General features: G+C 63.9%; 24 protein-coding genes and 1 pseudogene. 9 read left to right on the top strand and 16 right to left on the bottom strand.

The features are described from left to right. Positions 1–5: 5 nt before the first annotated feature. The 9 genes from FJ967_RS31120 to FJ967_RS31160 all read right to left on the bottom strand — a co-directional run bounded on the left by FJ967_RS31120 (position 6) and on the right by FJ967_RS31160 (position 8,287). A complete protein-coding gene (locus FJ967_RS31120) occupies positions 6–821 on the bottom strand; it encodes an ABC transporter permease (protein WP_140736148.1) in 816 nt (271 codons plus the stop codon). Continuing rightward, entirely contained in the window at positions 818–1,651 is an 834-nt protein-coding gene (locus tag FJ967_RS31125) for an ABC transporter ATP-binding protein (RefSeq protein WP_140736149.1), read from the bottom strand. The genes FJ967_RS31120 and FJ967_RS31125 overlap by 4 nt, the downstream gene beginning before the upstream one ends. Positions 1,652–1,653: 2 nt before the next feature. Continuing rightward, positions 1,654–2,583, bottom strand: coding sequence for a 5-formyl-3-hydroxy-2-methylpyridine 4-carboxylate 5-dehydrogenase (gene fhmpcd1, locus FJ967_RS31130; RefSeq protein ID WP_140736150.1), 930 nt, complete (start codon positions 2,581–2,583; stop codon positions 1,654–1,656). Then, entirely contained in the window at positions 2,583–4,214 is a 1,632-nt protein-coding gene (locus FJ967_RS31135) for a choline dehydrogenase (RefSeq protein WP_140736175.1), read from the bottom strand. The genes fhmpcd1 and FJ967_RS31135 overlap by 1 nt, the downstream gene beginning before the upstream one ends. 114 nt (positions 4,215–4,328) lie before the next feature. Continuing rightward, entirely contained in the window at positions 4,329–5,051 is a 723-nt protein-coding gene (locus FJ967_RS31140) for a class II aldolase/adducin family protein (protein WP_140736151.1), read from the bottom strand. A gap of 69 nt (positions 5,052–5,120) precedes the next feature. Then, complete coding sequence (locus FJ967_RS31145) at positions 5,121–5,579, bottom strand: YbhB/YbcL family Raf kinase inhibitor-like protein (RefSeq protein WP_140736152.1); 459 nt, start codon at positions 5,577–5,579, stop codon at positions 5,121–5,123. 30 nt (positions 5,580–5,609) lie between these two features. Further along, a complete protein-coding gene (locus FJ967_RS31150) occupies positions 5,610–6,200 on the bottom strand; it encodes an amino acid synthesis family protein (RefSeq protein WP_140736153.1) in 591 nt (196 codons plus the stop codon). A 68-nt stretch (positions 6,201–6,268) separates the two neighbouring features. Beyond that, a complete protein-coding gene (locus FJ967_RS31155; RefSeq protein ID WP_140736154.1) occupies positions 6,269–7,408 on the bottom strand; it encodes an NAD(P)/FAD-dependent oxidoreductase in 1,140 nt (379 codons plus the stop codon). A 42-nt stretch (positions 7,409–7,450) separates the two neighbouring features. Then, on the bottom strand, positions 7,451–8,287 hold the full coding sequence (locus FJ967_RS31160; RefSeq protein ID WP_140736155.1) for an alpha/beta hydrolase: 837 nt from the start codon (positions 8,285–8,287) through the stop codon (positions 7,451–7,453). A gap of 183 nt (positions 8,288–8,470) precedes the next feature. On the opposite strand from FJ967_RS31160, the gene FJ967_RS31165 reads away from it, so the two are divergent. Then, positions 8,471–9,142, top strand: coding sequence for a GntR family transcriptional regulator (locus FJ967_RS31165; protein WP_140736156.1), 672 nt, complete (start codon positions 8,471–8,473; stop codon positions 9,140–9,142). 154 nt (positions 9,143–9,296) lie between these two features. Then, positions 9,297–10,859 (top strand): GMC family oxidoreductase, encoded by a 1,563-nt coding sequence (locus FJ967_RS31170; RefSeq protein ID WP_140736157.1) that lies wholly within the window; start codon positions 9,297–9,299, stop codon positions 10,857–10,859. 33 nt (positions 10,860–10,892) lie between these two features. Here the strand turns inward: FJ967_RS31170 and FJ967_RS31175 are convergent, their stop codons facing one another. From FJ967_RS31175 to FJ967_RS31205, 7 genes and pseudogenes are all read right to left on the bottom strand, one after another. Further along, positions 10,893–11,771 carry an SMP-30/gluconolactonase/LRE family protein gene (locus FJ967_RS31175; protein ID WP_140736158.1) on the bottom strand — a complete coding sequence of 293 codons (879 nt, stop codon included), beginning with the start codon at positions 11,769–11,771 and terminating at the stop codon, positions 10,893–10,895. A gap of 48 nt (positions 11,772–11,819) precedes the next feature. Beyond that, positions 11,820–12,782: a 3-keto-5-aminohexanoate cleavage protein gene (locus FJ967_RS31180; RefSeq protein WP_140736159.1), complete on the bottom strand. Its 963-nt coding sequence runs from the start codon at positions 12,780–12,782 to the stop codon at positions 11,820–11,822. After that, entirely contained in the window at positions 12,779–13,726 is a 948-nt protein-coding gene (locus tag FJ967_RS31185) for a 3-hydroxyacyl-CoA dehydrogenase (protein WP_140736160.1), read from the bottom strand. The genes FJ967_RS31180 and FJ967_RS31185 overlap by 4 nt, the downstream gene beginning before the upstream one ends. Positions 13,727–13,737: 11 nt before the next feature. Then, positions 13,738–14,544 carry an SDR family oxidoreductase gene (locus FJ967_RS31190; RefSeq protein ID WP_140736161.1) on the bottom strand — a complete coding sequence of 269 codons (807 nt, stop codon included), beginning with the start codon at positions 14,542–14,544 and terminating at the stop codon, positions 13,738–13,740. 12 nt (positions 14,545–14,556) lie between these two features. Then, positions 14,557–16,634 (bottom strand): annotated as a pseudogene (locus FJ967_RS31195) (ABC transporter permease). Further along, complete coding sequence (locus FJ967_RS31200) at positions 16,631–18,163, bottom strand: sugar ABC transporter ATP-binding protein (protein WP_140736176.1); 1,533 nt, start codon at positions 18,161–18,163, stop codon at positions 16,631–16,633. The pseudogene FJ967_RS31195 and the gene FJ967_RS31200 overlap by 4 nt, the downstream one beginning before the upstream one ends. A 94-nt stretch (positions 18,164–18,257) precedes the next feature. Continuing rightward, positions 18,258–19,385 (bottom strand): sugar ABC transporter substrate-binding protein, encoded by a 1,128-nt coding sequence (locus tag FJ967_RS31205; protein ID WP_140736162.1) that lies wholly within the window; start codon positions 19,383–19,385, stop codon positions 18,258–18,260. Positions 19,386–19,590: 205 nt separating this feature from the next. On the opposite strand from FJ967_RS31205, the gene FJ967_RS31210 reads away from it, so the two are divergent. From FJ967_RS31210 to FJ967_RS31240, 7 genes are all read left to right on the top strand, one after another. Further along, positions 19,591–20,271, top strand: coding sequence for a GntR family transcriptional regulator (locus FJ967_RS31210; protein ID WP_140736163.1), 681 nt, complete (start codon positions 19,591–19,593; stop codon positions 20,269–20,271). 76 nt (positions 20,272–20,347) lie between these two features. Beyond that, a complete protein-coding gene (locus FJ967_RS31215; RefSeq protein WP_140736164.1) occupies positions 20,348–21,811 on the top strand; it encodes a phosphatidylserine/phosphatidylglycerophosphate/cardiolipin synthase family protein in 1,464 nt (487 codons plus the stop codon). Between the two features lie 122 nt (positions 21,812–21,933). Next, complete coding sequence (locus FJ967_RS31220; protein ID WP_140736165.1) at positions 21,934–22,734, top strand: endonuclease/exonuclease/phosphatase family protein; 801 nt, start codon at positions 21,934–21,936, stop codon at positions 22,732–22,734. Between the two features lie 117 nt (positions 22,735–22,851). After that, positions 22,852–23,163, top strand: coding sequence for a hypothetical protein (locus FJ967_RS31225; protein WP_140736166.1), 312 nt, complete (start codon positions 22,852–22,854; stop codon positions 23,161–23,163). Positions 23,164–23,287: 124 nt separating this feature from the next. Further along, positions 23,288–23,890 carry an ANTAR domain-containing response regulator gene (locus FJ967_RS31230; RefSeq protein WP_140736167.1) on the top strand — a complete coding sequence of 201 codons (603 nt, stop codon included), beginning with the start codon at positions 23,288–23,290 and terminating at the stop codon, positions 23,888–23,890. After that, positions 23,887–25,146: a CmpA/NrtA family ABC transporter substrate-binding protein gene (locus FJ967_RS31235; RefSeq protein ID WP_140736168.1), complete on the top strand. Its 1,260-nt coding sequence runs from the start codon at positions 23,887–23,889 to the stop codon at positions 25,144–25,146. Before FJ967_RS31230 ends, FJ967_RS31235 begins: the two co-directional genes overlap by 4 nt. Continuing rightward, positions 25,147–25,890: a class I SAM-dependent methyltransferase gene (locus FJ967_RS31240; protein ID WP_140736169.1), complete on the top strand. Its 744-nt coding sequence runs from the start codon at positions 25,147–25,149 to the stop codon at positions 25,888–25,890. It begins immediately after the preceding gene. The last annotated feature ends 366 nt before the right edge of the window (positions 25,891–26,256 follow it).

Consider the following 26,256-nt stretch of genomic DNA (forward strand, 5'->3'; position numbering starts at 1 on the left):
AGGCCCTAGGCCTGGCTGAATTTGGGCGCCCATGGCACCACGATGCGTTCGAGAATTTCGGCTGCGTAGTAGAAGGCGATGCCGAGCACGGAGACGAGCAGCAGGGCCGCGAAGACCAGCGCGGTGTCGAGCTGGGTCGAGGCGAACTGGATGACGTAGCCGAGCCCGTCCGAGGCGCCCGCGAATTCGCCGACGATGGCGCCGATGACGCTCAGCGTGGCCGCGATCTTGGTTCCCGCCATCAGGTTCGGCAGCGAATGCGGGACGCGGATCCTGAACAGGATTTGCGTCGGGCTGGCGCCGACCGAATTCATCAGCGACAAGAGCGAGCGATCGACCGATTGCATGCCGGCCAGCATCGACAATGTCACCGGGAAGAAGGCGATGACCAGGATCAGGCCGATCTTGGGCGCGAGCCCATAGCCGAACCAGAGGATGAAGATCGGCGCCAGCGCCACCTTCGGCACGTTCTGGAACAGCACCACCAGCGGGTAGAGCGCCCGGCCCAGCCAGTCGAAGCGCACGATGACCAGCGCGATGGCGACGCCGACCACGACGGAGACGAGGAAACCGAACAAAATCTCGCCCGCCGTCACCAGTGTCGCCTGCATCAGCGTCGCCCATTGCGCGACCAGCGACTGCGCGATCTCGGACGGGGCGGGAATGATGAAGGCGGAAATGGCGAAAATCCGCACCACCGCTTCCCAGGCCGCGATCGTTGCCAGCAGCAGAATGACCGCCGGAAGCCAGCTGCTCGTCGCGGCGGCCCAGTTCGAGGCAAGCCGCGGCTCTGAGAGATTGGTGAAGGGTTGATCGCTCACGACGCGCCTCCCGGTTGATGGCTGGCGCGCAGCATGGTGCGCAACTGAACCACGAGCCGGACGAACTCCGGATCTTCGGTCACCGACAGGTCGCGCGGATAGGGCAGGCCGATGTCGAGGCTCTCGGTGATCCGCCCCGGCTTGATGCCCAGCACATGAACATGGCGAGACAGATGAATGGCCTCGTCGATCGAGTGGGTGACGAGAACGATGGTCTTGCCAGTGCGCTGCCAGATCTCCAGCAGCGACTGCCCCATGGAATCGCGGGTAATGGCGTCGAGCGCGCCGAACGGCTCGTCCATCAGCAACACCGCCGGATCGAGCGCCAGGGCACGCGCGATCGCGACGCGCTGGCGCATGCCGCCCGACAATTCGTTTGGACGCTTGTGGGCGCTGTCGCCCAGGCCGACCAGTTCGAGCATTTCCTGTCCGCGCGCCCGCAGCTCAGCGCGCGACAGCGACTTGTCGGCGATGCCGAGCAGCATGGATGCGTTGTCGACGGCGTTCTTCCACGGCAAAAGGTTGGCGTCCTGGAAGACCAGGCCGATCATGCGCTTGCGCGCCGCCTCGACCGGCGAAAGCCCGGCGATCGAAACGCTGCCACTGGTCGGATTGACGAGCCCGGCAAGAACCTTGAGCAAGGTGCTCTTGCCGCAGCCCGAAGGGCCGATGAGGGAGACGAACGACCCCTTCGGTATCGCAAGATCGATGTTCTGCAACACCAGTTGCCTGGCCATGACAACCGAAACGCCCTTGGCGGCGATCAGGTCGTCATCGTGGCGAATATGGGCCGGTCGGCCGCCTGCTGCTCGAATGGGTTCAATGCGCATGGCTACTCCCGGCCCTCCAGGATGCGCCGCACCGCGACGAGTTTGCGGGCCCGTTGGCCCTGCAGCGCCTTCGTCTGTTCGGGCGTGTAGGAGAACATGCCCTCCCCCGACTTGATGCCGAACTTCGACGCGTTGGTCTTTTCCAGCACCATCGGCGCGACGTCGTCGCGATTGGAAAGATCGGCGTTGAGGAAGGACGAGACGGATTTATAGATGTCGAGGCCAGCCATATCGAGCAGCGCCATCGGCCCGATCACGGCGATCTTGTAGCCGATGCCCCACGACACGCAGGTGTCGAGATCCTCCGGCTCGATGACACCGCGCTCGACGAGGTCGACCGCCTCGCGCAGCAGCGCGTAGAGGACGCGGTTTTCGACGAAGCCCGGCACGTCTTTCTTCACCACCACAGGCAAAAGGCCGATCGAGCGGATCAGGTCGCGGATAACAGTCACGGTCTGCGGCGCCGTCTTCTCCCCGGCGATGACCTCGATCATCGGGATGATGTGCGGCGGGTTCGACCAGTGCATGCCCACCATGCGCTCGGGATGCGAGATATGCGCCTGCAGCTTGGTGATCGGAATGCCCGACGTATCGGACGCAACGATCGTGTCCGGTGCGATCAGGCCGTCGATCATGCGATAGACATCGGCCTTGATCGTGATGTTTTCGGGAACGTTCTCGATGACGAGGTCGGCGCCCGACACCGCGTCGGCGATGTCGTCCGTGAAGCGAACCGTTCCGGCGCCGGAAGCGGGCGGCGTGATGCCAAGGGAATCGAGGACACCTTCGGCAATACCCAGCATGGTTCCCGCGCGCTCGATCGCAGCCGGGGCGACGTCGTAGGCGACGACCTGCAGGCCGCCTTTGGCAAGCCTTGCGGCCATGCCCGGTCCCATCGTGCCCAGACCGATGATGGCGATACGTTGGATCATCACGCTGCCCTGCTTTCCGTTGCTTTTGATGCCGCGATGAGGTCGGCGGCCTTCTCGGCAATCATGATCACTGCCGCATTGATGTTTCCGCAGACCAGGTCAGGCATGACGGAGGCGTCCACCACCCTGAGGCCAGTGACGCCGCGAAGCCGCAATTGCGGGTCGACGACCGAGGCCGCGTCGGCGCCCATGCGACATGTCCCGGCCGGATGATGCACCGTGATGGAGGTCTTGCGGATATGCTCGTCGATCTCGTCGTCGCTCTGGCATTTCGGACCGGGAAAGAATTCCGCCGCGATGAAGGGCTGCATGGAGGGTTGCGCCGCCAGATCCCTCGCCACGCGGAAACCGGCGCGAAGCGACTGCCAGTCCTTCGGCGAAGCAAGGAAATTCTGATGGATCAGCGGCGCCGCGAGCGGATCGGCAGAGGCCAGTTTCACGGCTCCCCGGCTTTCGGGCTGCGTCGCCACGATCCGCGTGGCGAAGCCGTCCGGAAATGGTGCCTTGAACGGCTTGAAATAAGGCCATGCGGCCAGCGGCGCCGCCGTGAACAGCAATTGCACGTCCGGCAACGGCCGCTCCGGCCCGCTTTTCAGAAAGGCAACGACGCCGCCTGGCACGTCGCCCGAGAAACCCCGTCCTGTCAGGTAGGTCTTGGCGAAATCCAGGCCAATCCGATCGGCGCGCATGTTGCGCAGGAACGGGCCCGGCGTACGGCGCCGGTACATCAGGATGACCGAGACGTGATCCTGCAGGTTCTTGCCGACCGCCGGCAGGTTGACCCGGGTCTGGATGCCATGCGCTGCCAGTTCCTCCGGCGCGCCGATGCCGGACAGCATCAGCAGTTGCGGCGTGTTGATGACGCCGCCCGAGAGCAGGACTTCCTTGCGGGCGAGGACCGTCCGTTCGCCGCCGCCATGGTTGATCACCACTCCGGTGGCGCGTGTGCCTTCCAGCGTGATCTTCGTCGCCGTCGCGCCGGTCAGGACGGTCAGGTTGGGCCGCTTCAGGACCGGCCGCAGATAGGCGGATGCGGTCGAACTGCGGCGGCCTTTCGAGATCGTCATCTGGAGGCGGCCGAACCCTTCCTGCCGCTCGCCATTATAGTCGTCGGTCTGTGGGTAGCCGGCCTGGACGCTGGCCTGCGCGAAGGCCTCGATCAGCGTGTCCTTGTAGCGGCAGAACTGGGTGCTGACCGGACCATTGCCGCCGCGGAACCGGCTCTCGCCGCCTTCCCAGCTTTCCTGCTTGCGGAAATAGGGCAGAACCTTTTCATAAGACCAGTCGTGCAGCCCGCTGGCGGCCCAGCGATCGTAATCGCCGCGATTGCCCCGCACATAGGCCATCGCGTTGGTTGACGACGATCCGCCGATCACCTTGCCGCGCGCGCACTCGACCCTGCGTCCACCGACATTGTCCTCGGGCTCGCAGAAATACATCCAGTCATGGCGGCGCTCGGTCAGGATCTTGCCCCATCCGAGCGGGATGTGGATCATCGGGTCACGATCCCAGCCGCCCGCCTCGAGCAACAGCACCGAACACGCAGGGTCGGCGCTCAGCCGGTTGGCCAGCACGCAACCGGCCGATCCGGCCCCGACGATGACGTAGTCGTAATTTTCCACGTGCGGCATGGTGCGTTTCATTGCCTTGGTCCGGCGCTCTTGCGCCAGGGAACTATTGAAACCTGGGCTGGATCATCCCGGCCAGAACCGGGATGGACCAGATATTCCTCGAAGCGGCCGGCACTAGGCCAGGCCGGCCTCCCGCAGACGCTGCGACCAGTGGTTCCAGCCTCGATCGATCTGGGCGCCGACGAGTTTTCCGGCCGTCTTTACCTCGCCCGGCGACAGATATTTGACGTTGCCGATCCGCAGGCCGGCCGTGAGCGCCTTCGCTTCCTGCTCGAGATAGAAGGCGCGGAAAACCACCTCGCGCACGGAGTTGCCGACATTGACGACGCCATGCCGCGCCATGAGGACCACGGTCTGGCTGCCGAGACTTTCGGCGATATCGGCGCAGACGCTGTGGCTGCCGCCGAAGAGATCGGTCTCGTCGCCATGCTTGTCGCGGATCTCGTAGACCGGCACGGACTCGCCGATGAAGGCGCCCATATGGGTGACCGGCCGCAGCGGCGTATCGACGAAGCAGTACGGCAGGACTGCAGGAGAGTGGGTGTGGAGCACACACTGAACGTCGGGCCGCGCTTTGTAGATTTCGCTGTGGATGTAGCGCTCGAGATAGGACGGGCGATTGTCCGACGTCTCGCCATCGAGACTGAAACGCTGGATGTCCTCGACGGTTATCAGGCTCGGAGCAAGCTTCTGCGCCAGGAAGAAGCTTTCGGGATCCTCGGGATCGCGGGCACTGATATGCCCGAACGTATCCATGATGCCCTCGTTCAGAAGGATCTTCGTCGCCGTGACCAGCTCTTCGAAGACCGTCCGATGCACTGGGTTGGTGTCTTTCATTTCCAATTCTCCCGTTGCGGCGTCAGCGACCATTCTTGTTGTTGTTATCGGTCGCCGGTGCCGCGGATTTCACTTGTTTTCGTAGAGGCCGACGATCCGGTTCTGCTCGATGATGTTGCCGGCATATTTCTGCAGGAATTCTTCCCGGGTGGGCGTGCCTTCGACCTTGGTGTCGAGGGCATAGACCCAGAAATAGTAGTGATGCTCGCCATGACCAGCCGGCGGCTGGGGGCCGTAGTACTGCTTGTGGCCGGCACCGTTGGGGCCGACGCGGAATTTCTCCTGCGCATCCGAAAGATCCGTGGCCGACGGATCGATGCCATAGACGACCCAGTGTGTGAAACCGTTGGCAAGCGGCGCATCGGGGTCATGGCAGATGACGGCCAGTTCTTTGGTGCCCGAGGGAACGCCGCTGACCGTAAGCCTGGGCAATACGTTGCCCTTGTCGCCGGCATGTTCGTCGCGCAGTTTCCCGAGCGGTTTGAAATCCACCGACGTGATCTTGAGGTCCTTGATATTGAGGGGCATGAAATTCGTCCTTCGCCAATTTCGATCGGATTAAACGCCGGCCTTGAGGTCGGCGACGGATTTGCCGCCGACGCGTTGATGCACGCGCGGACCCGAGGCGACGGCGACACAGATCAGAAGCTCGTCAGGGCGCGGGCCGTCCGGCACGGAGAAGGTGACGGCGTCATAGTGGGAACGGATGTAGAGTTCGTCCTTGTGGGCGAGCGGGATATCGATGGATGTGCCGGCGGCAGCGACCTTGCTGACCGACGAGATCCAGGCCTTGCCGCCCCCGACCTGCTGCCGCAGCGGATCCCCGAACACCGTTGTGATGCAGGCAACCACATGTTCCTGTTCGCCTGATGTGCCGGCAATACCGCCCTTGCCATAGCTTTCGACCGGCCTGTTGCCGAGCAGCGCCACGGCTCGCTCGCCGAGCGCATGACCGATAGCCGAACTCGGGTTGGTCAGTTCGGACAGTTCGGCGACGAACTTTCCGGCGAACGGATTGCGAATGACAACGCCGGTCGCGACCTTGACGAGGGTCTCGCCGGGCTGACCGCCATCATGCCGGCTTTCCTGGACCGAAGCGTACCAGCCCCTGACATCATAATCCCGTTCGACTTCACTGGAATAATTCATCTTTATCTCCTGAAGGGAGCGTGCGGCCTCCGCACGCGCCGATTAATTCGTTGATCGCCTGGCTGACGCTACTGCGGCCATGAAAAGACGCGGCGCAGCGGGTCGTAACGGGCAGCTTCGAGTGCTGCCGGCGTGAACATGTTTCCCTTCGAGAGCGAACGGTTCGCCGCGTAGTCGCCGGACAGGGCCTGGCAACGATCGGTGATCGGGCGAATGCGCTTTTCCCATGCCAGAAGCGCGTCCTCGACCGAGGAGCCCGTCTCCAGATCCTGCGACAGGCTGAAGGCATTGACCATCGCGCAACCAGCGCCCTGGGCGAGAGCCGGGCACATCGCATGCGCGGCGTCTCCCACAAGCGCGACCTTGCCCCTCGTCCAGCTGTCCAGCTTGGTCGTCTCGTATTTATCGTACCGGGCGGTTTTCAGCTTCGCCGCCTCGATCAGGCACGGCTCGAGGAAGGGGAACATCTCGACCCAGACCTCGAGGTCGATCGGAACCTGCGACCCGCGAGGATCGGCGGCCGGGGCCATGAGGCCGAGATAAAGCTCGTTCTCGTTGCAGGGCGAGTAGAGGATGCGCTGGACTCGCGGCCAGAAGTTCCACATGTCTATGGTGTTGTCCCACTCGCCGTGACCGAGTTCCTTCTTCTTGCGAGGAACGATCAGCCGGATGAGGCCGTCCTTGGAAACCCAGCGGTCCTGCTTGAAGCCGATGGAATCCCTCACCTTTGAGCCGACGCCGTCGGCGCCGACGATCAGGTCCGCTTCGAGAACCTCGCCGGTCTGAAGGGTCAGGCGGCCTTCCGGATCGGCGGCGACCGCCTCGGAGTTGACTGATATGTCGACACCCAGCGCGCGGGCGCGGTTGACCAGCGCATCGTGCAGGTGGCTCCGGGTCATGATACGCCAGGGAAGCCCGTTGAACGTCTCCTTCGAAACGGACTTGTTGTGCATCCAGGTCTCGTAGGTCGGAGGCGTGTGGGAACCCTGGAGAACGTCGTCCAGCGCGCCCAGTCCTTCGAGGACGCGAAGGCCGTTGTGCCAGAGATAGATGCCCGCGCCGAATGCACGCAGTTCCGAGCTCTTTTCATGCAGCCTGACGTCCCAGCCGTTCTGCTTCAAAGCGATGGCGGCTGTCAGGCCGGCAAAGCCGCCGCCGGCAACCTCGGCACGGCGCGCCTTACCCGAAGATTTGTTTACATTGGCCATTTTCTATCCTGATGCTGCGTACGGTAAGACGGCACTGAACCGTCAGGCGTCGATGAAATTGGTGATGGCTTTCAGCGTGATCTCGGGAGAGACCTCGTTGACGTAGTGGTCGGCGCCCGGGACGACGATCACGGGGAGATCGGGCCGCAACTGGCTTGTCCTTGCCAGCGCCGCCGCCGAAACCAGTTTGCTCGCCTCGCCCCGAACGATGAGAACGGGCTTCGTCACGTCGCGATAGGCAGGCACCAGGTCTGCCCGCAGGCCCTTGGCCGTCTGAGCCATCGCCGAGGGAGAGGCCAACGGCCGCAACCCGCCATCGACCCGGTGATAGCCGCTCTCGGCCCGGATCCTGATAGCGTCGGCGGGAATGTTCGTATAGCGGCCGGCAAGATAGGCCTCGACAGCCTTGACGTCCTCGAAGAGCTGGCTTCCCGCGTTGACGCGCGACTCCAAGGCGTCCAGCGCCTCGGTCTCGATGTAGGGGGTGAAATCGATAGCGACGACCGAGCGCACCAGGTCCGGATTTCGCGCGGCGGCCGTGACGGAATTTCTCGCGCCAAGCGAATGTCCTACGAGGATGGCGGGGCCGCGATCGAGCGTGCGGATCAGGCCGGCAATGTCGTCGGCATAGTCATTGGCCTCATAGCCGCTTTCCGGCTTGTCGCTGAGGCCATGCCCTCTCTGGTCGACAGCCACCGTCGTGAACCGGCCCGAGAGCCGGGCCATCAACGGCGTGAAGACAGCGGAGTTGGAGGTTATGCCGTGGAAGAACAGCATCAACGGGCCGCTGCCGCTCTCGCGGACATTGAGCGTGATGCGCCCCGTGTCGACGCGTAGCGATCTCGGCTGGCCGAAAGGCTTGTCTGTCGCCACGTTCATGATCCTCACCACTGCTACTCGTGTCACCCAAGAGGATCATAGAACCATGGGGTGCGTCAACAGGATTGTCTGACATTCTTTCAATCTTGAGAATTGACAATCAGACTATTCATGCTGTCCAATGCACGCGGTGTCGCATATGATGCACCCGATCGTGACCCTAACGCCCATGAGACGTAACCGATGCCGCCAGAGCTGAATTTGCGGATTACGCCACGAACGGTGCAGCAGGAGACCGTCGACAAGCTGCGGCTCGCCATCCTGTCCGGACTGTTCCAGCCAGGAAGCCGGCTTATCGAAAGTCAGCTCTGTGCGCAGCTCGGCATCAGCCGGCCCTCGCTGCGGGAGGCCTTGCGCAGCCTCGAGGCCGAGCGCCTGATCGAGATCGTGCCCAATCGCGGGCCGTCGATACCGGCGCTCTCCTGGGAAGTGGCGACCGCGATCTACGAGGTACGAGAACTGCTGGAAGTCGAGGCGGCGGGCCGGTGCGCGTCGAGAATTTCTCCCGCACAACTGCGGGAACTCGAGAGATCGCTTTCGGCCTTCGAAGAGGCGGCATCCAGCAAGGACAGCATCGCACAGGTGATGACCGCCGCGGACTTCTATTCGATCATTCTGGCCAATTGCGGGAATCCCATTCTGGAGGAAGTCCATCGCGGTCTGGTGGCCCGGATAAGCTTCTTTCGCGGACGATCGATGTCGTTGGAAGGCCGGGCGCAAAGCAGCTTGGCGGAGATGAGGGAGATCTTCGAATCCATCGCCGCCGGTGACGAGAAAGCCGCGCGCAAGGCCTCCAAGCAACACGTCCTGCGGGCGAAAGCGGCAGCGAAAATATCCATGGACAGCGATATCTGAGTTTTTCGAGAGGCTTGCTCCCGGCTGAGGACCCGAAGCCCTCACGGTGCCGCGGATCGGCAGTCCGCAGAACGCAGACTTGTATGTGGCGTCCATGCCGTCCCGCATGACACGTGCCGGCCATCCAGACGCGCAAGCGCCAGACGGAGTGACGATGACCAAAACCGATTTCGAGCGCAAACGGGATGCCGATCTAGTGATCGTCGGCGGTGGCTCGGCTGGCGCATTGCTGGCGGCACGGCTGAGCGAGGACCAGTCCCGTCGCGTCCTGCTGATCGAGGCCGGCGAGGAGGCTGATGACCCCGACATCTGGAACCCCGCCGCGTGGCCGGCGCTCCAGGGCCGCGACTACGATTGGGACTATCGCACGGAGCCGCAAGCCGGCACCGCTGGCCGTGTGCACCATTGGGCGCGCGGTCGCCTGATCGGCGGTTCGAGCTGCCTGCACGCGATGGGTTATATGCGCGGTTATCCCCAGGACTTCCAGGCCTGGGTCGATGCGACTGGCGATACGAGGTGGAGCTGGGACGGATTGCTGCCCGCCTTTCAGGCTATTGAAGATCATCCGCGGGGCGGCAACGGCCTTTACGGCAAGGGCGGGCCGATGCCCGTCCATTTGCCGGCGGATGAAGTCAGCCCGGTCGCGCGCGCGTTCATCGAAGCCGGCGCCTCGCTTGGCCTGCCGCGCCTTGAAGGCCACAACAGCGGACAGATGATCGGCGTCACGCCGAACTCCTTGAACATTCGAGACGGACGGCGGGTGACCGCGGCCGACGCCTGGCTCACGCCGGCTGTTCGGGGTCGTAAAAACCTGACCATACTTGCGGGATCCCGGGTGCTGCGGCTGCAATTGGCCGGCAATCAGGTTCGCGGCCTCGAAGTCGTGGGGCGGCAGGGTCCGATCGAAATCCTGGCGGATCAGATCGTGCTGTGCGCTGGCGCGCTCGAAAGCCCGGCTCTGCTGATGCGCTCGGGCATCGGTCCGCGCGACACGCTCGATGCCGCCGGCGTCGGCTGCGTGATCGACATGCCGCAAATCGGCCGAAACCTTCAGGATCACCTGCTCGGCGCCGGCAACCTCTACGCGGCCCGCAAGCACGTTCCCCCGTCTCGCCTCCAGCACTCGGAATCGATGGCCTATATCAGCGCTGCCGGTTTCACCGCCACCGGTCAGCCCGAAATCGTCGTCGGGTGCGGCATCGCGCCGATCGTGTCCGAACGCTTTCAGGCGCCTGCAGCTGGCACCGCCTATTCGTTGCTGTTCGGAATAACCCATCCGGCGAGCCGTGGCAGCGTCAGCATAAGCGGGCCGGAACTGGGCGATCGATTGATCATCGACCCTCAATATCTGCAAAGCGGTCGGGATCGCGAGCTGTTTCGCCAGGCACTCGAGGCGGCCCGGACAATCGGGCATCGCGACGAACTCGCCGACTGGCGAGAGCGCGAACTCCTGCCGGGTACGCTGAACAGCACGGCCGAGATGGACGACTTCATCGCCCGGTCTGTCATCACCCACCACCACCCCTGCGGCACCTGCCGGATGGGCAAGGACCAGGACGCCGTCGTCGACGCGGATCTGCGGCTCAAGGCGCTCGACAATCTTTTTGTCGTCGACGCATCGGTCATGCCCAGCCTCACCGCTGGACCGATACACGCCGCCGTTCTCGCGATCGCCGAGACCTTCGCTCGGGCCATGAATGCAAAATTTGGCTCTTAAGCCTCCCCGTGCGGCGCGCCGGGTGCTTTGCGGTCAGCCGGCGAAGCGCGGTTCCGCGACGCCCTTGATCCCAAGCCCGGTGATGGCGAACAGGCTGCCGCGCAGGACGCCGTCGCCGGGAAAGCGCGGCAGCGGCGGCTTGGCCATCGAGGTGACGTAAAGCGTATCGAGCTTCGGCCCGCCGAACATGACGCTGGTGATCTTCTTGACCGGCATGTCGATGATGCGGTCGACCGAGCCATCAGGCGCATAGCGCACCAGACGTCCGTCATAGACCAGCGCGTTCCACAGATAGCCTTCCGCATCGACGGTCGAGCCGTCGGCGGCCCCGCCCTTGCTGGTGTCGACGCGCACGAAGGTGCGGCGGTTGGTGGCGGCACCCGTGGCGATGTCGTAGTCATAGGCCCAGATTTCGCCGGTCCAGGTATCGGCGAAATAGAAGGTGCGGTCGTCCGGGCTCCAGCATGGACCGTTGGAGCAGATGATGCCTGTATCGATCTTGGTCACCGTGAAATCCGGATCGAGCCGGTAGAGCCCGCCCGAGGGACCCTCCTCCATCGTGTCCATCGAGCCGGCGAAGAAGCGGCCGCGCCGGTCGACCTTGCCGTCGTTGAGACGGTTCATCGGCCGGTCGGGTTCCGGATCGTGGATGAGCGTCACCTCGCCGGTGGCGAAATCGAGAAGGTGGAAGCCGCGCTGCAGCGACACCACGGCGCCGCTGCCGTCCTTGCGCAGCGCCATCGAGCCGATCTTCATCGGCACGTCCCAGCTTCGGATCTCGCGCCCGTCGGCGGTGGCGCGGAACACGCGCCCGTCGAAACTGTCGATCCAGTAGAGCCGCTCCTGCTCGACGTCCCACAACGGGCCCTCGCCCAGCGTCGTCTTCACGTCCACCACGACTTCGATCTTCATGTCATCCTCCCGTATATTGGTGTCTAGGCAGCGGTTGGTCGGGCCGCCTCAGAAGGCGACCTTGTCGCCGCCCTTCAAGGACAGGATCGCGCGCGCCTCGTCCGGCGTCGCCACCTCCATGCCAAGCCCTTCGATGATCTTGCGCGCCAGCACGACCTGTTCGGCATTCGACTTGGCGAGCTTGCCCTTGCCGGCCCACAGGCTGTCCTCAAGCCCGACCCTTATATTGCCGCCAAGGGCTGCCGATTGCGCCGCGATGCGCAACTGGCTGGCGCCCGCGCCAAGCACCGACCAGCGGAACTGGTCGCCGAACAGCCGGTCCGCCGTGCGCTTCATATGCGCGACATCCTCCGGATGCGTGCCGATGCCACCGAGCAGGCCGAACACCGACTGCACGAAGAAGGGCGGCTTCACCAGCCCCCGGTCGGCGAAATGAGCCAGGTTGTAGAGATGGGCGATGTCATAGCACTCGAACTCGAAGCGCGTGCCATTGTCGTAGCAGGTCGCCAGGATGTACTCGATGTCCTTGAACGAGTTGCGAAAGACGAGATCGCGGGTCGCTTCCAGATGCGGCTTTTCCCAGTCGAACTTGAAGGTCTCGTATTTGTCGGCGAGATGGTAGAGCCCGAAATTGATCGAACCCATGTTGAGCGAGGCAACCTCGGGCTTGAACTGGGCAGCCGGGCGCACGCGCTCCTCGACCTTCATGTAGGGGCTGCCGCCGGTGGTGATGTTGATGGCGGCATTGGTGCCTTGCTTGACGCGCGGCAGGAAGCGGGCGAACGCCTCCGGCGTCTGGTCGGGCTTGCCGGTCTCGGGATCGCGGGCATGCAGGTGCAGGATCGCCGCACCGGCTTCGGCCGCGGCTATCGCCTCGGACGCGATCTGGTCCGGAGTGATCGGCAGATAGGGCGACATGGTCGGGGTGTGGATCGCCCCCGTCACCGCGCAGGTGATGATGACCTTGCCCCTGGCCGCCGTGGCGCCGGGTTTGCGGCTGGTTTCTTTCATTGTCCGAACTCCTGATCCGATTTCTTCTTGTGCGCCGCCAGCGCCATCAGCCGGCGGTCGCGCCACACTTGCCGCTCACCCAGGCCCTCCCTGGGCAAGCGCTTGCTGCGCTCGGCCTCGACGGTTGCCATGACCTCGCCGGCCCAGTCGACCCGGCGCAGCATCTGCGGGAAAATGTTGGAATAGATGCCCTGGTAGCGGTCGACATAGTCGCGCACGCCGCCCGGAGCGTTGAGATCGATGGTCTCGAACGGCCCCATGAATGACCAGCGCAGCGCCAGCCCGTCGCGGATGCCGATATCGACATCCTCGACGCTGGCATAACCGTCGGCGACCAGCCGGAACGATTCCTCCAGCAGCGCGCCTTGCAGCCGGTTCATGATGAAGCCGTCGAGCTCGCGCTTCATCACCAGCGGCGCGTGGCCGGCCTCGATCAGGAAGGCGCGCGTTCTCTCCAGCGTCTCGCCCGATGTCCATGGCGCCGGCACCACTTCGGCGGCGGGAATGAGATAGGGCGGATTGATCGGGTGCACGACCAGGCAGCGATGTCGCCCCTTGAGATGGTCGGTGAATTTCGACGGCAGCAGCGCCGACGTCGAACTGGCGATCACGGCTTGCGGATCGGCGGCGGAGTCGATCAGCGAAAACACCTCACGCTTCACCTCGAGATTTTCCGGCGTGTTCTCCTGAATATGGACCGCGCCGGCAAGCGCTTCGCCGAGATCGGCGACAACAGCGATGCGATCGAGCACGGCGGCGGCGGACTGCCCGCGCAGCAACTCGTTGGCGGCGAGATCGCCGAGCACACCGGCAATGTAGTCGCGGGCGCCGCCGGTCGCGGCGGGCGACTGGTCCCACATGCGCACATCATGGCCGGCGCGCGCGAAACTGATCGCCCAGGCCCGCCCGATGAATCCGCTGCCGACGATCGCAACCTGTGCCATGGATCATACCCTCAAAGTGTTTCGACGTTGCCGTCGACGCCGAGCGACTGGCCGGAAATGTTTATCCCCGCATCCGAAAGCAGGAAGGCGACCATCGAGGCGACATCGTAAGGACTGGTCATGCGGCGCAGCGAGATGTTCTGCAGATAGCGCCCGGTCATCTCCTCGTGGCTGATTCCGACCTGCCTGGCGCGGGCCGAGATGACGCTTTCTATGCGGGGGCCCTCGATGATGCCGGGCAGGATGGCATTGACCCTGATGCCGTGCGGCCCGAGTTCCTTGGCGAGGCTCTGGGTGAAGCCGATCACGCCGAATTTGGCGGCCGAGTAGGGTGTGCGGAAAGCATAACCGTGGCGGCCGGCGGCCGACGACATCGAGACGATCGAGCCGCCGCCCGCCGCCTTGATCATCGGCACGGCGCGCCGCGCGCACAGGAACTGGCCGGTCAGGCAGATGTCGAGGCAGCGCCGCCAGTCGGCGGGATCGATCTCGTCGACGCCGCCGGTGGGGCCGGCAATGCCGGCATTGTTGATCAGGGCGTCCAGACCGCCGAGTTTTTCCCCGATCGTCTCGAACAGCCGGTCGACATCGTCGTCGCGCGAGACGTCGGCCTTGACCGCGGCCACCAGGTCGATCTTGCCCGGAGCGGCGGCCAGCGCCTCGTCGGAAACGTCGCAGACGACGATGCGCGCACCGAGCCGCGACAGCGTGTCGGCGATGGCCAGCCCGATGCCGCCGGCGCCAGCCGTCACCAGCACGCGCTGTCCTTTGAGGCCGGCCAGGAATTGCTCTGCCGTTTCAGGTGCCTTGGTGCTCATCATCCAGTCCTTTCAATGAGGCTGCCGTTCGCGCAGCGCCATGACGGCGCCGAGAACGACCAGCCCGTAGAGAATTGCCCGCGTCGCGTAGGGCAGCGTTGTGCCGGCCAGCAGCATTTGCAGCGCCGTCAACAGGAGCACCCCGCCGAGCATGCCGAGATAGTGGCCGCGCCCGCCGGTGATCAGCGCCCCGCCGACCACGACGACGGCGATCGACGGCAAGAGATAGTCGTCGCCCATGCCGAGGCTTGCCTGGCCGGAAAAGCCGGTCAGCATGATGCCGACAAGCGCGGCGCAGACGGCCGACAGCATGTAGACCAGGATCAGCGTGCGCTCGACGCCGATGCCGGACAGGCGCGCGGCGCGCAGCCCGTTGCCGATGCCGTAGACCCGGCGTCCGAACGGCGTGCGGCCGAGCAGGAGCACCGCTCCGGCCACGAAGACGACCATCACCAGGACGACCGGCGTCACAAAACCGAGCCGCGCGGTCATGAACCAGCGCAGCATCGGCGACGAGAAGCCGGCCGGCGTTCCCTGCGAATAGAGCAGCGCGAAGCCTTGCAGGATGCCGTTTGTGGCAAGCGTCATGACGATTGGCGAAATGCCGAGATAGACGATGCCGAAGCCATTGGCGAAGCCGATGGCGCAGGCCATCGCCAGCACGACAGGCAAGGCATAGACAGGGCCGCGTCCGAGCCATTGACCATGCCGGCCAGGATGATGCCGGAAATGCCGATCGTCCACGGCACGGAAAGATCGAGGCCGCCGGTCAGGATGACGGTTCCCTGCCCCAGCGCCAGGACGGCCAGGAAGGACGACAGCACCAGCAGCGAATTCCAGTAACCTGGATTGAGGATGGCGCGGCCGAGCCAGATCTGGGTGACGATGACGATGACAAGAAGACATGCATAGGCCGGCAGCGCATAGCGCAGGATCTCGGCATTGCGTCGATAGAGGGCGGGAGGCGGCGGAGCCGCATCCCGCTTGCCATGCGAGGGTCCGCTAAGCTTGAGACGCCGGTCCACGCGCTCGAGTTGCGAGGGCAGTATGCCGGCGCGCCAGGCGGCAAGCCGGGCGCGCGCCGCGCGAAGCTGCACGGCAAGCACCGACGCGTGGGACAGGGAACTGGCCAAGGCGGCCAGCACCAGAATGGTGCCTTCGGCGATGGTCGAATAGTAAGCCGATACGTTGAGCACCAGAAGGATGTTCACCACCATCATCAGGATGAAGGCGCCGAAGACGCTGCCAACCGGGCCGCCCTGCCCGCCGCCGAGGCGCGTGCCGCCGACGACGACCGCGGCGAACATCGACAAAAGCAGCGGATTGCCGACCAGCGGATCGCCGCTGCCGGTCTGCGCGCTGATGAACACGCCGGCCAGACCGTAGCAGCCGCCGGCGACCACATAGACGGCGAAACGCACCAGCACGACATTGATACCGACCGCGGCGGCCGAATCGGCGTCGCTGCCGATGGCGTAGAGCGCGGTCCCGAAACGGGTCCCCTTGAGCCAGAACCAGGCGAGCAGGACCACGCCGATCACCACCAGCGGCATTGGCAGCCAGCCGGCGATCGCATCGCCCAGATAGAAGGTGCCGAGATCGGGGGACACGAAGCCGCCGGGCTTGTCCATCACCAAGAGCGTGACGCCTTGCAGGATGAACATGGTGGAGAGCGTCACCACGATGGGCTGCATGCGCAGCACGGCAATGAAGAAGCCGTTGAAGGCGCCCACCGCCATGCCGACGCCGATGCCGACCGCCGTCCACAGGACGACGCTGGCGCCCGGCGCCATCGGGTCCATGCTCGATGCCAGCACGGCATTGACCAGCGATATCACCGCGCCGGCCGACAGGTCGAAGCCGCCCGACAGGATCACGATGGTCTGGCCGATGGCGGCGAGCGCCGAGGTCGCTCCGCCGCTGGACAGGAACGACACGTCGAAATAGGTCAGCGGCCCGGCGCTGATCCAGTCGACGATGAAAAGCAGGATCGCCAGCACGGCGGCGGCGATCAACGCGCCGCGATTGCGCGCCAGCGCGCGGCGCAGGCCGAAGCCGCTGGAACCAGGCGAGGAGGCCATGCTGCTCATGCCGCGACGTCCGTGGCATGGCCGAGCGCCGGCCGCATGATGGCGGCCTCGCTGATGGCGTCGCCCTCCAGTTCCGCGGCGATGCGCCCGTCATAGAGAACCAGCACCCGGTCGCATTGATGGACCAGCTCCGGAATCTCGGTCGAGTGCAGCAGGATGGAGCCGCCGGCGGCGACGTAATTTCGCATCATCACATAAAGCTCGTGCTTGGTGCCGACGTCGATGCCGCGGGTGGGATCGAACAGAAGCAGGATGCGGCTCTGCGCCACCAGCCATTTGGCGATGGCGATCTTCTGCTGATTGCCGCCGGAAAACGCTCCGGCCCGCGTCCACAGCGCCCGGCGGTCGACTTCGACGGCGGCGAATGCCTCTTCCACCGAACGCGTCTCTGCCTTGGTGTCGACAAGGCCGAACCGCGTGAAGCGTGACACGACAGGCAGCGTGGCGTTCTGGCTGCCCGGCAGTTTCAGGAACAGGCCCTCGGACTTGCGGTCCTCGGGCACGAGGCCGATCGCCATGTTGGGTCGAAGCGCATCCGCCGGAGAACCGAGCCAGACCTTGCGGCCATCGACGAGGACGTCGCCACGGATGATTTCAGCCATGCCGAAACAGGCCAGGAACAGGTCTTGCTGACCCATGCCTTGCAGTCCGGCAATGCCGAGGATCTCGCCCCGGCGCAGATCGAAATTCGCGCCATCGAGCTTGCCCCCGACCTTGAGATCGCGGACGCCCAGAACCGGCGCTCCGAAAGCCTGGGCGCCGTCGGGCTTCGGCGGGAAGGTCTGCTCGATCGAGCGGCCGATGATCTTCTCGATCACATCGGCGTCGGGGACCTCGGCGACCGGCGCCGTGACGATATGGCGACCGTTTCTCAGGATCGTCAGCGTGTCGCAAAAAGCCCGCACCTCGCGCATGCGGTGGGTGATGAAGACGATGGTGGTGCCTGCCGTCTTCAGCCTGGCGATGATATCGCCCAGCCAATCGACGTCGCGGCCGGCGAGCGTCGAGGTCGGTTCGTCGAGCAGCAGGATGCGCGGCTTGCGGTAGACGGCGCGCGCGATCTCGATCTTCTGGCGCACGGCAAGATCGAGTTCGCCGACCTCGGCATCGAGATCGACGGAGAAGCCGAGATCTTCGATATGACGACGTACAGCGTTGCGTGCTGCTTTGCGTCGGATCAGACCGGAAACGCCGATAGGGGCGTAAGGCAAAAGCATGTTGTCCAGCACGGAGAGATCGCGCACCAGGGTCATTTCCTGAAATGCCGTCTGCACGCCCAGCGCATGCGCCGCGCGCGGCGCGCCGTAACCGATCTCCTTGCCAAAGACCCTGACATGACCGGAGCTCGGCCGCACCAGCCCCGACAGCAATTTCACCAGCGTCGACTTGCCGGCGCCGTTCTCGCCCAGCAATGCATGGACGCTGCCGGGCGCGATGGCGAACGACACATTGTCGAGCGCGACCGTCGGCCCGAAGGCTTTGCCGATGCCATCGATCTCGATGGCGGGAAGTTCCAATTGCTCTGTCATGTCCTCGATCGCCGGGCTTTGGGCGTCATCCATCGGCGCGGATCGACGATGCACGGGAGGTATCCGTGCATCGTCGTCAGTGGCCTTGGGAGGCTTAGTTCTCCGGCTGGCCGACAAGGGCGGCGTTGAGGCCGACCTCGGGTGTCTGGTCCGAGAAGATCGAAGCGAACCAGCCGGGATTGGAGACCAGCGACGGCTTGAAGGCGTTACAGCCGGCCTTCATTTCCGCCCAGGTGCCTTCATCGCACAGCTTGATCGTCTCATTGGTGACGACCGGCAGCGGCAGGATCGTGGTCTTCGGCACGTCCTTGCCTTCGATCGCCTCGACGGCGAGTTTCAGCGCCAGCGCCCCGGAATAAGGTGGCGAGGCATAGGAAATGCGTTGCGCGCCGGCCGGTGCATAGGGAGCAGCCGCGCCTTCCACTTCGGTACCCTCCGGCAGCATCTGGATGCGGCCGCCATTGGAGCCTTCACCGGCGCATGGCAGGAGTTCGCTCGCCTTCTTGCCGGCTTCCATCTGCATGGAGTTGGCGGTGAAGCAGCCGACCTGCATCCACAGCCCGTTTATGTCGTTCCAGTTGCGGGTTGCCAGGATCTTCGAAAGCTCGGTGCGGGCGACCGCCTGGCTCCACATGCCGACAGCCTCGCCGACGATCTTGATGTCGGGATATTTGGCGAAGACTTCCTTGGCGGCCTTTGTCCGCTGATCGTCGACGGACGTGCCCGGAACACCCGTAACGGCGATGATGTTGCCCTTGCCGTTGAGCTTCTTGACCAGCCATTCGGCGGTCACCCTGCCCGCTTCCAACTGATCGATATGGACGTTGTAGGCGCAAGGTTCGGTGATTTCGGCGTCGTAGGCAAAGACCTTCACGCCCTTGTCGCAGGCATTCTTGACGACCTGGTTGAGCGCGGTCGGCGATATCGGATAGACGATGATCGCCTCGGCGCCGCTTTGCACCATGGCATTGATCTGCTGGATCTGGCGCTGCGCGTTCGGCCCAGCGACCTGGACCTGCAGATCGACCTTGTCGGCAAGGCTCTTGTGCGCGGCCATGGCCTTGACCATGTTTGCCGCCTCGGCCTGCCAGTCATTGCCGATATAGCTCATGCTCAGAAAGATCTTGTGCTTTTCGGCGGCTTCGACGACCGACACGCCAAGGGCGCAAACGGCCATGCCGGCCAGCAGCGCAAGCCGCCGGACTTTCAATCCGATACCCATGTGAACTCCTCCCAATCCGAACGACCGAATGCCTCCCAGGGGCACGAGACGTGGCCCCTGTCATTCGATGTCGGCGACCGTACCACTATTTGATCAAAGATCAATGATGAAATATCCTGTCGGACGACGGCGACGCTTGACGCCGTCGTCCGAACCTTGCATTTCGGGAAGATGCGCGGCCTTTGCGCGGGAAGGTTGAGGAGAGATGGCTGGAGCGGCGTTCAGGAAGCCTGGTGTCGAGATCACGCCGCTGTCCAGGGAGACCCTGCAGGACAGGGTCTATCGGCATGTCACCGAACTGATCCTCGACGGCAGCATCGTGCCTGGCGAGATGGTGACGGTGCAAAGCCTCGCCGACGCCTTTGGTGTCAGCCCGATGCCGGTCAGGGAGGCATTGCGGCGGCTGACCGCGGCCAATGCCTTGATGGTCGTTTCAGGCCGTTCGATCGGAATTCCGGCGCTCAGCCGCGCCCGCCTCGTCGATCTCCGGAATGTCCGCTTCGAGATCGAGGCGATCGCCGCCGCGTGGGCCGCCGAGCACATGGACGAGCAGGGCATTGCCCAACTCGGCAGGCATTTGGAAGTTCTCGAACAGGCCAATGCCGCGGGAGACGTCAAATCCTACCTGCGCGCCAACTACGCTTTTCATTTCTCCATCTACCGGGCAGCGGGCTCCGAAAACATCCTCAACATCATCGAGAACCTGTGGCTGCAGATCAGCCCCTATTTCAACATGCTGCATGATTCGGGAAACTATTCGACCGCCAACGAGCATCACCAGGAGATGTTCGCGGCACTGCGCGATCGCGATGGCGAGGCGGTCAAGGCCGCGGTCCGCGCCGATATCGACGCCGCCTTCAACGTGCTGGTCGGCCTGCTCAAATAGCCGTGCGCCCAAGCGGTGACCGCCGACATGGCCGGCAACATTGCCTTCTGCGGGCGCTCACTGGATAGTCCCGGCAATGTTCGAGACCCTGGCGACTCACTGGACCCAATTCCTGGCAATCATCTCGGTGGTGATGGCGACCATCGGCATTGCCCATGCCGTCATGACCAAGGAAGATGTCCGCGCCGCCACCGGTTGGGTCGGCGTCATGGTGCTGTCGCCGATCCTCGGTGTGCTGATCTATGCCGTGGCCGGCATCAACCGCATCCGTCGCGCCACGATCAGCGCGCAGCGCCCGCTTGCCGATGGCCTGGTGTCGGCCAAGCACGAGCGCGACGTCGCCGCCGAAGAGCTTCTCATCGTCGAGCGCTATGGACAGCGGTTCACCGGTCTCAGGACGCTCGGCGACAGGGTGGCGCGGCGCGCGCTCAACCCGGGAAACGCGATCGACGTGCTGGAAAGCGGTGACGAGGCCTATTCGGCCATGTGCGCGGCGATCGACGGGGCCGAGCGCAGCGTTTTGCTCGAAACCTATATTTTCGACAATGATGCCGTCGGGCTGCTTTTTGTCGAAGCGCTGGCCGGCGCTGTCCGGCGCGGCGTCACCGTCCGCGTGCTGATCGATGCCGTCGGCGCCCGCTATTCCGTGCCCAGCATCCTTGGCCATCTGCGCGGCGCCAACATCACCGCGGACGTCTTCAACGGCAACATCGTCATGGGCCTGCGCTTGCCCTACGCCAACCTGCGGACCCATCGCAAGATCCTGGTGGTCGACGGCACCGTTGCCTTCACCGGCGGCATGAACATCCGCAAGGGTTTTTCCGCCGAGTTCGCCGGCTCCAACAGCGCCAGGGACACGCATTTCAAGGTCACCGGACCTGTCGTCGCCGATCTCTTCTCCGTCGCCGCCGAGGACTGGCGCTTCGCCACCAATGAAGGCCTCAAGGGCGACGCCTGGCGGGTCGCCCCGCTTTCGCCGTTGGCCGGACAGCCGATGCTGGTCCGCGCGGTCGCATCCGGGCCGGATGCCAGCAATGAGACCAACCACAAATTGCTGATCGGCGCCTTCTCCGTGGCACGCAAATCGATCCGCCTGATGTCACCCTATTTCCTGCCGGATCGGGAACTGATCAGCGCCCTTATCACCGCGGCCAGGCGCGGCGTCGAGATCGACGTCGTGGTGCCGGCGGTGAACAATTTGTTCCTCGTCGACCGCGCCATGACCGCGCAATTCGACCAGATCCTGAAGAATTATTGCCGCATATGGCGCACGGAAGGCCCCTTCGACCATTCCAAGCTTCTGTCGATCGACGGCGTGTGGGCCTATGTCGGCTCCTCAAACCTCGACGCCCGCTCGCTGCGGCTCAATTTCGAAATCGATCTGGAAGTCCTCGACGCGGGCTTTGCCACCGAAATCGAAACCCGAATCGGGTCGGCGATCGAAACGGCTATCCCTGTCACGCTGGAGTCCTTGCGCGCCCGGCCGTTCATCATCCGCCTTTTCGACCGCATCCTCTGGCTGGGATCGCCCTATCTCTAGGAAAAGCCCTGTCTTTAACAAAACGACGTGTTTGCCCTATAGCGTGTCGCCAGCCATGGAACATCTGCCGAAAGACTCTATTTCTAGATGCATGCGAGAGCGGCAAGGATGATAGGCACGCGATGCGAATGAACGGGCGCAGCCTGCCGGCCAGCATGCTCCTGTCGATCCGCGACAGGCGCATGCGCAAGGCCAACGCCTTGTCGCCGATGAAGGCCGGCGCCACGGGGACGCTGGTTGCCTCCTACAACGTCCACAAATGCATTGGCGTCGACCGCAGATTCGATCCCGACCGCACCAGCCGCGTCATCCGCGAGATCGCTCCCGACGTGATTGCGCTGCAGGAGGCGGACAACCGCTTCGGCGACCGTGACGGACTTCTCGACCTGCACCGTCTCGAACTGGAAACCGGCCTCGTGCCGGTGCCGATTTCGGCCACGGGCAAGGGCCATGGCTGGCACGGCAACGTCCTGCTTTTCAAAAAGGGTGTCGTTCGCGACGTCCATCAGATCAGGCTTCCGGGTCTCGAACCGCGCGGCGCGGTGGTGGCGGAGATCGATCTCGACGGAAATCAGTCCTTGCGCGTCATCGCTGCGCATCTGGGATTGCTGCGCCGTTCCCGCTCGCAGCAGGCCCAGGTCGTACTGGATATCATGAACAGCCCCGACGAGAAGCCGACGCTCCTGCTCGGCGACCTGAACGAATGGCGGCTCGGAAACCGCTCCGCGCTGAACACGCTACACGCGACCTTCGGCCCGCAGCCGCCGGCGGTCCCCACCTTCCCGTCCAATCTGCCGCTGCTGGCGCTCGACCGGATCATGGCCAACCGACACGGCATGATCGCGACCGTCGAAGCACACGACACGCCACTTTCGCGCGTAGCCTCCGATCATCTGCCGCTGACCGCGTTCGTCCGCTGGTAGAGATTTTGCGTATTGGTCACGTCTTGATGTCCACAGCGTTGGAAAGCGTGTGGACCGGGCTTGGAACAGCCCGTCGTCTTGCGAGTTGATATAACTTAACCCGCAGGAGGACGAGACATGAGAAAGTTGATTTTGGCTTCCCTGGTGGCAATGGCCGCGACAGCGTCAGTCATCGCGCCGACCCAGGCTGCAAGCGTGACGATCCAGTCCGACGACGGCAACCAGTATTCGGATGACGATTCCGGGATCGTCGTTCGCCGTCATCACGACCGTCGCTACGACAACCGGTACGATGGCGACCAGAACGTTCAGTATGACAATGATGGCGAGTATCGGCGCCATCACCGGCATCACCGCTGCCACACCGAAACGGTCGTGCATTGGCGCCACCACCACAAGGTGATCGAAGACGTTCGCATCTGCGGCTGATCGGCGTCCCTGCCAGGCATCATCAAGCCGGGCATCTTTTCGCGAGCATGCATGGCTGCCGGTCCTCCAAGGCCGGCAGCCATGCTGCGTTGCACAATTTCACGGCCTTGCTCATAATGCGGGCATGGTTCCTGCCTCACTCGCCGTCCTGGTGATCGACGAAAACCGCATCCGCGCCTCGATAATTGAGGCCGGCTTGCGCGAGGCCGGCCATCAGCGGGTTACCGTCCTCCATGATGTGAGCGGCATTGCGCGGCGCATCGCCGAGATCGAGCCCGACGTCATCGTCATCGACCTCGAAAACCCCAACCGCGACATGCTGGAGAACATGTTCCAGCTGTCGCGCGCGGTGAAGCGGCCGATCGCCATGTTCGTTGATCGCTCCGACCAGGCCTCGATCGAGGCGGCGGTGGATGCCGGCGTCTCGGCCTATGTCGTCGATGGTCTCAGGCAAGAACGCGTCAAGCCGATCCTCGACATGGCGGTCAGCCGCTTCAACGCTTTCTCGCGCATGGCGCGCGAACTGGAGGAGGCCCGCAACGAACTCGAACACCGCAAGGTGATCGACCGCGCCAAGGGCATATTGATGAAGTCGCGCGGCCTCTCCGAGGAAGCCGCCTACACGCTGCTGCGCAAGACGGCGATGAACCAGAATCGCAAGATCGGCGATATCGCGCAAGCGCTGGTGACGACGGCCGGGCTGCTCGGACCGCTGGAGGACGAATGACGATGCGCGCCGAGCACCAGATCACCGCCGGCTTCATGCCGCTGTTCGACAGCGCGGTGCTGGTCGCCGCAGGCGAAATGGGATTTGCCGCGCGCGAAGGCGTCGAACTGGTGCTGCATCGCGAGACGTCCTGGGCCAACATCCGCGACCGTATCGCCATCGGCCATTTCGATCTCGCCCATATGCTCGGGCCGATGCCGCTGGCCTGCAATCTCGGCCTCACCCCGCTTGCCTCCGAGACGATCGTGCCATTCTCGCTCGGCCTCGGCGGCAATTGCATTACCGTCTCCAATGCGGTCTGGAACGGCATGGCGGCGCACGGCGCGGTATCGGATCTCGATCCAGCTCCCGCCGGGGAGGCACTTGGCGCCTTCATCCGCGATCGGGTAGCGGCCGGCGGCGAGCCACTTCGCTTCGCGGTCGTGCATCCCCATTCCGGGCACAATTACGAACTGCGCTACTGGCTGGCCGCCTGCGGCATCGATCCGGAGCGACAGATCGAGATCGTCATCGTGCCGCCGCCCTTCATGGCCGACGCGCTGGCCACTGGGCGCATCGACGGCTATTGCGTCGGCGAACCCTGGAACAGTGCGGCGGTCGCCGCCGGCATCGGCCATATCGTCACCGTCAAGGCACTGCTGTGGCGCAACAGCCCGGAAAAGGTGATTGGCGCGCGCAAGGCATGGGCCGAGGAGCAGCCTGAGGCGCTGGCGGCCCTGCTGCGGGCGTTGCACCATTCCGCCCGCTGGTGCCAGGACAAGGCCAACCGGGACGAATTGGCCGCGCTGATGGCGCAGGCCGGCTTCCTCGGCCAGAAACCGGCGCTCCAGATGCCGGCGCTGACCGGGCATCTGGCGCTCGGCGGCGGCGCGGAGCGGACGGTCGAGGATTTCTTCGTGCCCTTCGACAAGGCGGCGAACTTTCCCTGGAAGAGCCATGCATTGTGGTTCTACACGCAGATGGCGCGTTGGGGTCAGCTTGCCCATACGCCTGGCAATCTCGCCATCGCCCGCGACTGCTACCGCCCCGACCTCTATCGCGCCGCGTTGAAGCCGCTCGGCGTAGCGCTGCCCGGCGCCAATGCCAAGGTCGAGGGCGCGCTAAAAACGGCGACTCCGGTCGGTTCGGCAGGCGCCAGCCTCGTGCTTGGTCCCGACGGTTTCTTCGACGGTCAGATCTTCGATCCCGATGAGATCGATGCCTATATCGCGGCGCAAAATCCGGGTCGGTCGCCACAAATCAGGGAAGGCCGTTGATTGCCAGTTGATCGCTTCTACGACGACACATTTCTATCCGCAGTCTATGACGCCTGGCATCCACGGGCAGTACGTGACGACTATGATTTCTATCTGCCGCACATCCTGAAGGCGAGTGCTGTCCTCGACGTTGGGTGCGGTACGGGCACTCTTCTGCAGGAAGCTCGAAAGGCAGGTCACTCCGGGCGGCTTTGCGGCATAGATCCCGCGCCCGGCGTGCTGGAGCGCGCGCGTGCGTATCCCGGCATCGAATGGGTTCTCGGCGAATTGCAGGAACAGGATTGGGAGCATCGGTTTGATCTGGTTGTCATGACCGGTCACGCATTTCAGGCCATCGTCAGCGATTCTGACCTGCAAAGTTTCATGGCATCCATTAGCAAATCGCTGGTGCCGGGGGGCGTTTTCGCCTTTGAAACCCGCAATCCCTCCGCTCGCCCTTGGAAACGTTGGACGCCGGAAAATACAGCGAGCGTTGTGGTGCCAGACGGGACTTGCGTGCTTATCACAACTGAACTCAATTCCGATTTTGACGGTCAAACGGTAACGTTCACTCATACCTTCAGCGGTAATCATCCAAGCCTTCCGATGCACAGCCGCAGCACCTTGAGGTTCCTGAATACGGACGCGCTTCAGACCCTGATCGAGCAAGCAGGGCTGCATATCGAACAGCGGTTCGGCGACTTCGACGGGAGCATGCCGACCCCAACCAGTCCTGAAATCATAACTCTGGCAAGGCGCCCATGAACCTGGGTAGCTTTTCGCCAACTCCAATGCCACAGCGCTGATCATTCTCGCGCCATTCTTGTGCATTGCACAAAATTTATGCGCCACCTGAGTGACTTTGATCAATCTTTGACCGGATCGGCGGCTGGATCGATTCCGCGCGCTAAGCCATATGCTGTTGGATTATTTGAAATTCTCTGCCCGCGCCAAACTGGCACGGTTCCTGCTTTGAAATAAACGAGCCCCTAGGGGCAACGAAACAGGCGTCCAATGGCGGGCGCCACAGGCAAAGCTGCCGCTCAGGTCGATACGCGATCCCGGATGTACGGACGCGTTGAGCCTGGACGGCAGCTTTTTTGTTTTGGCCCGAACACGCGCCGATCCCAG

The organism is Mesorhizobium sp. B2-3-4 (assembly GCF_006442315.1).
Lineage (GTDB): Bacteria > Pseudomonadota > Alphaproteobacteria > Rhizobiales > Rhizobiaceae > Mesorhizobium.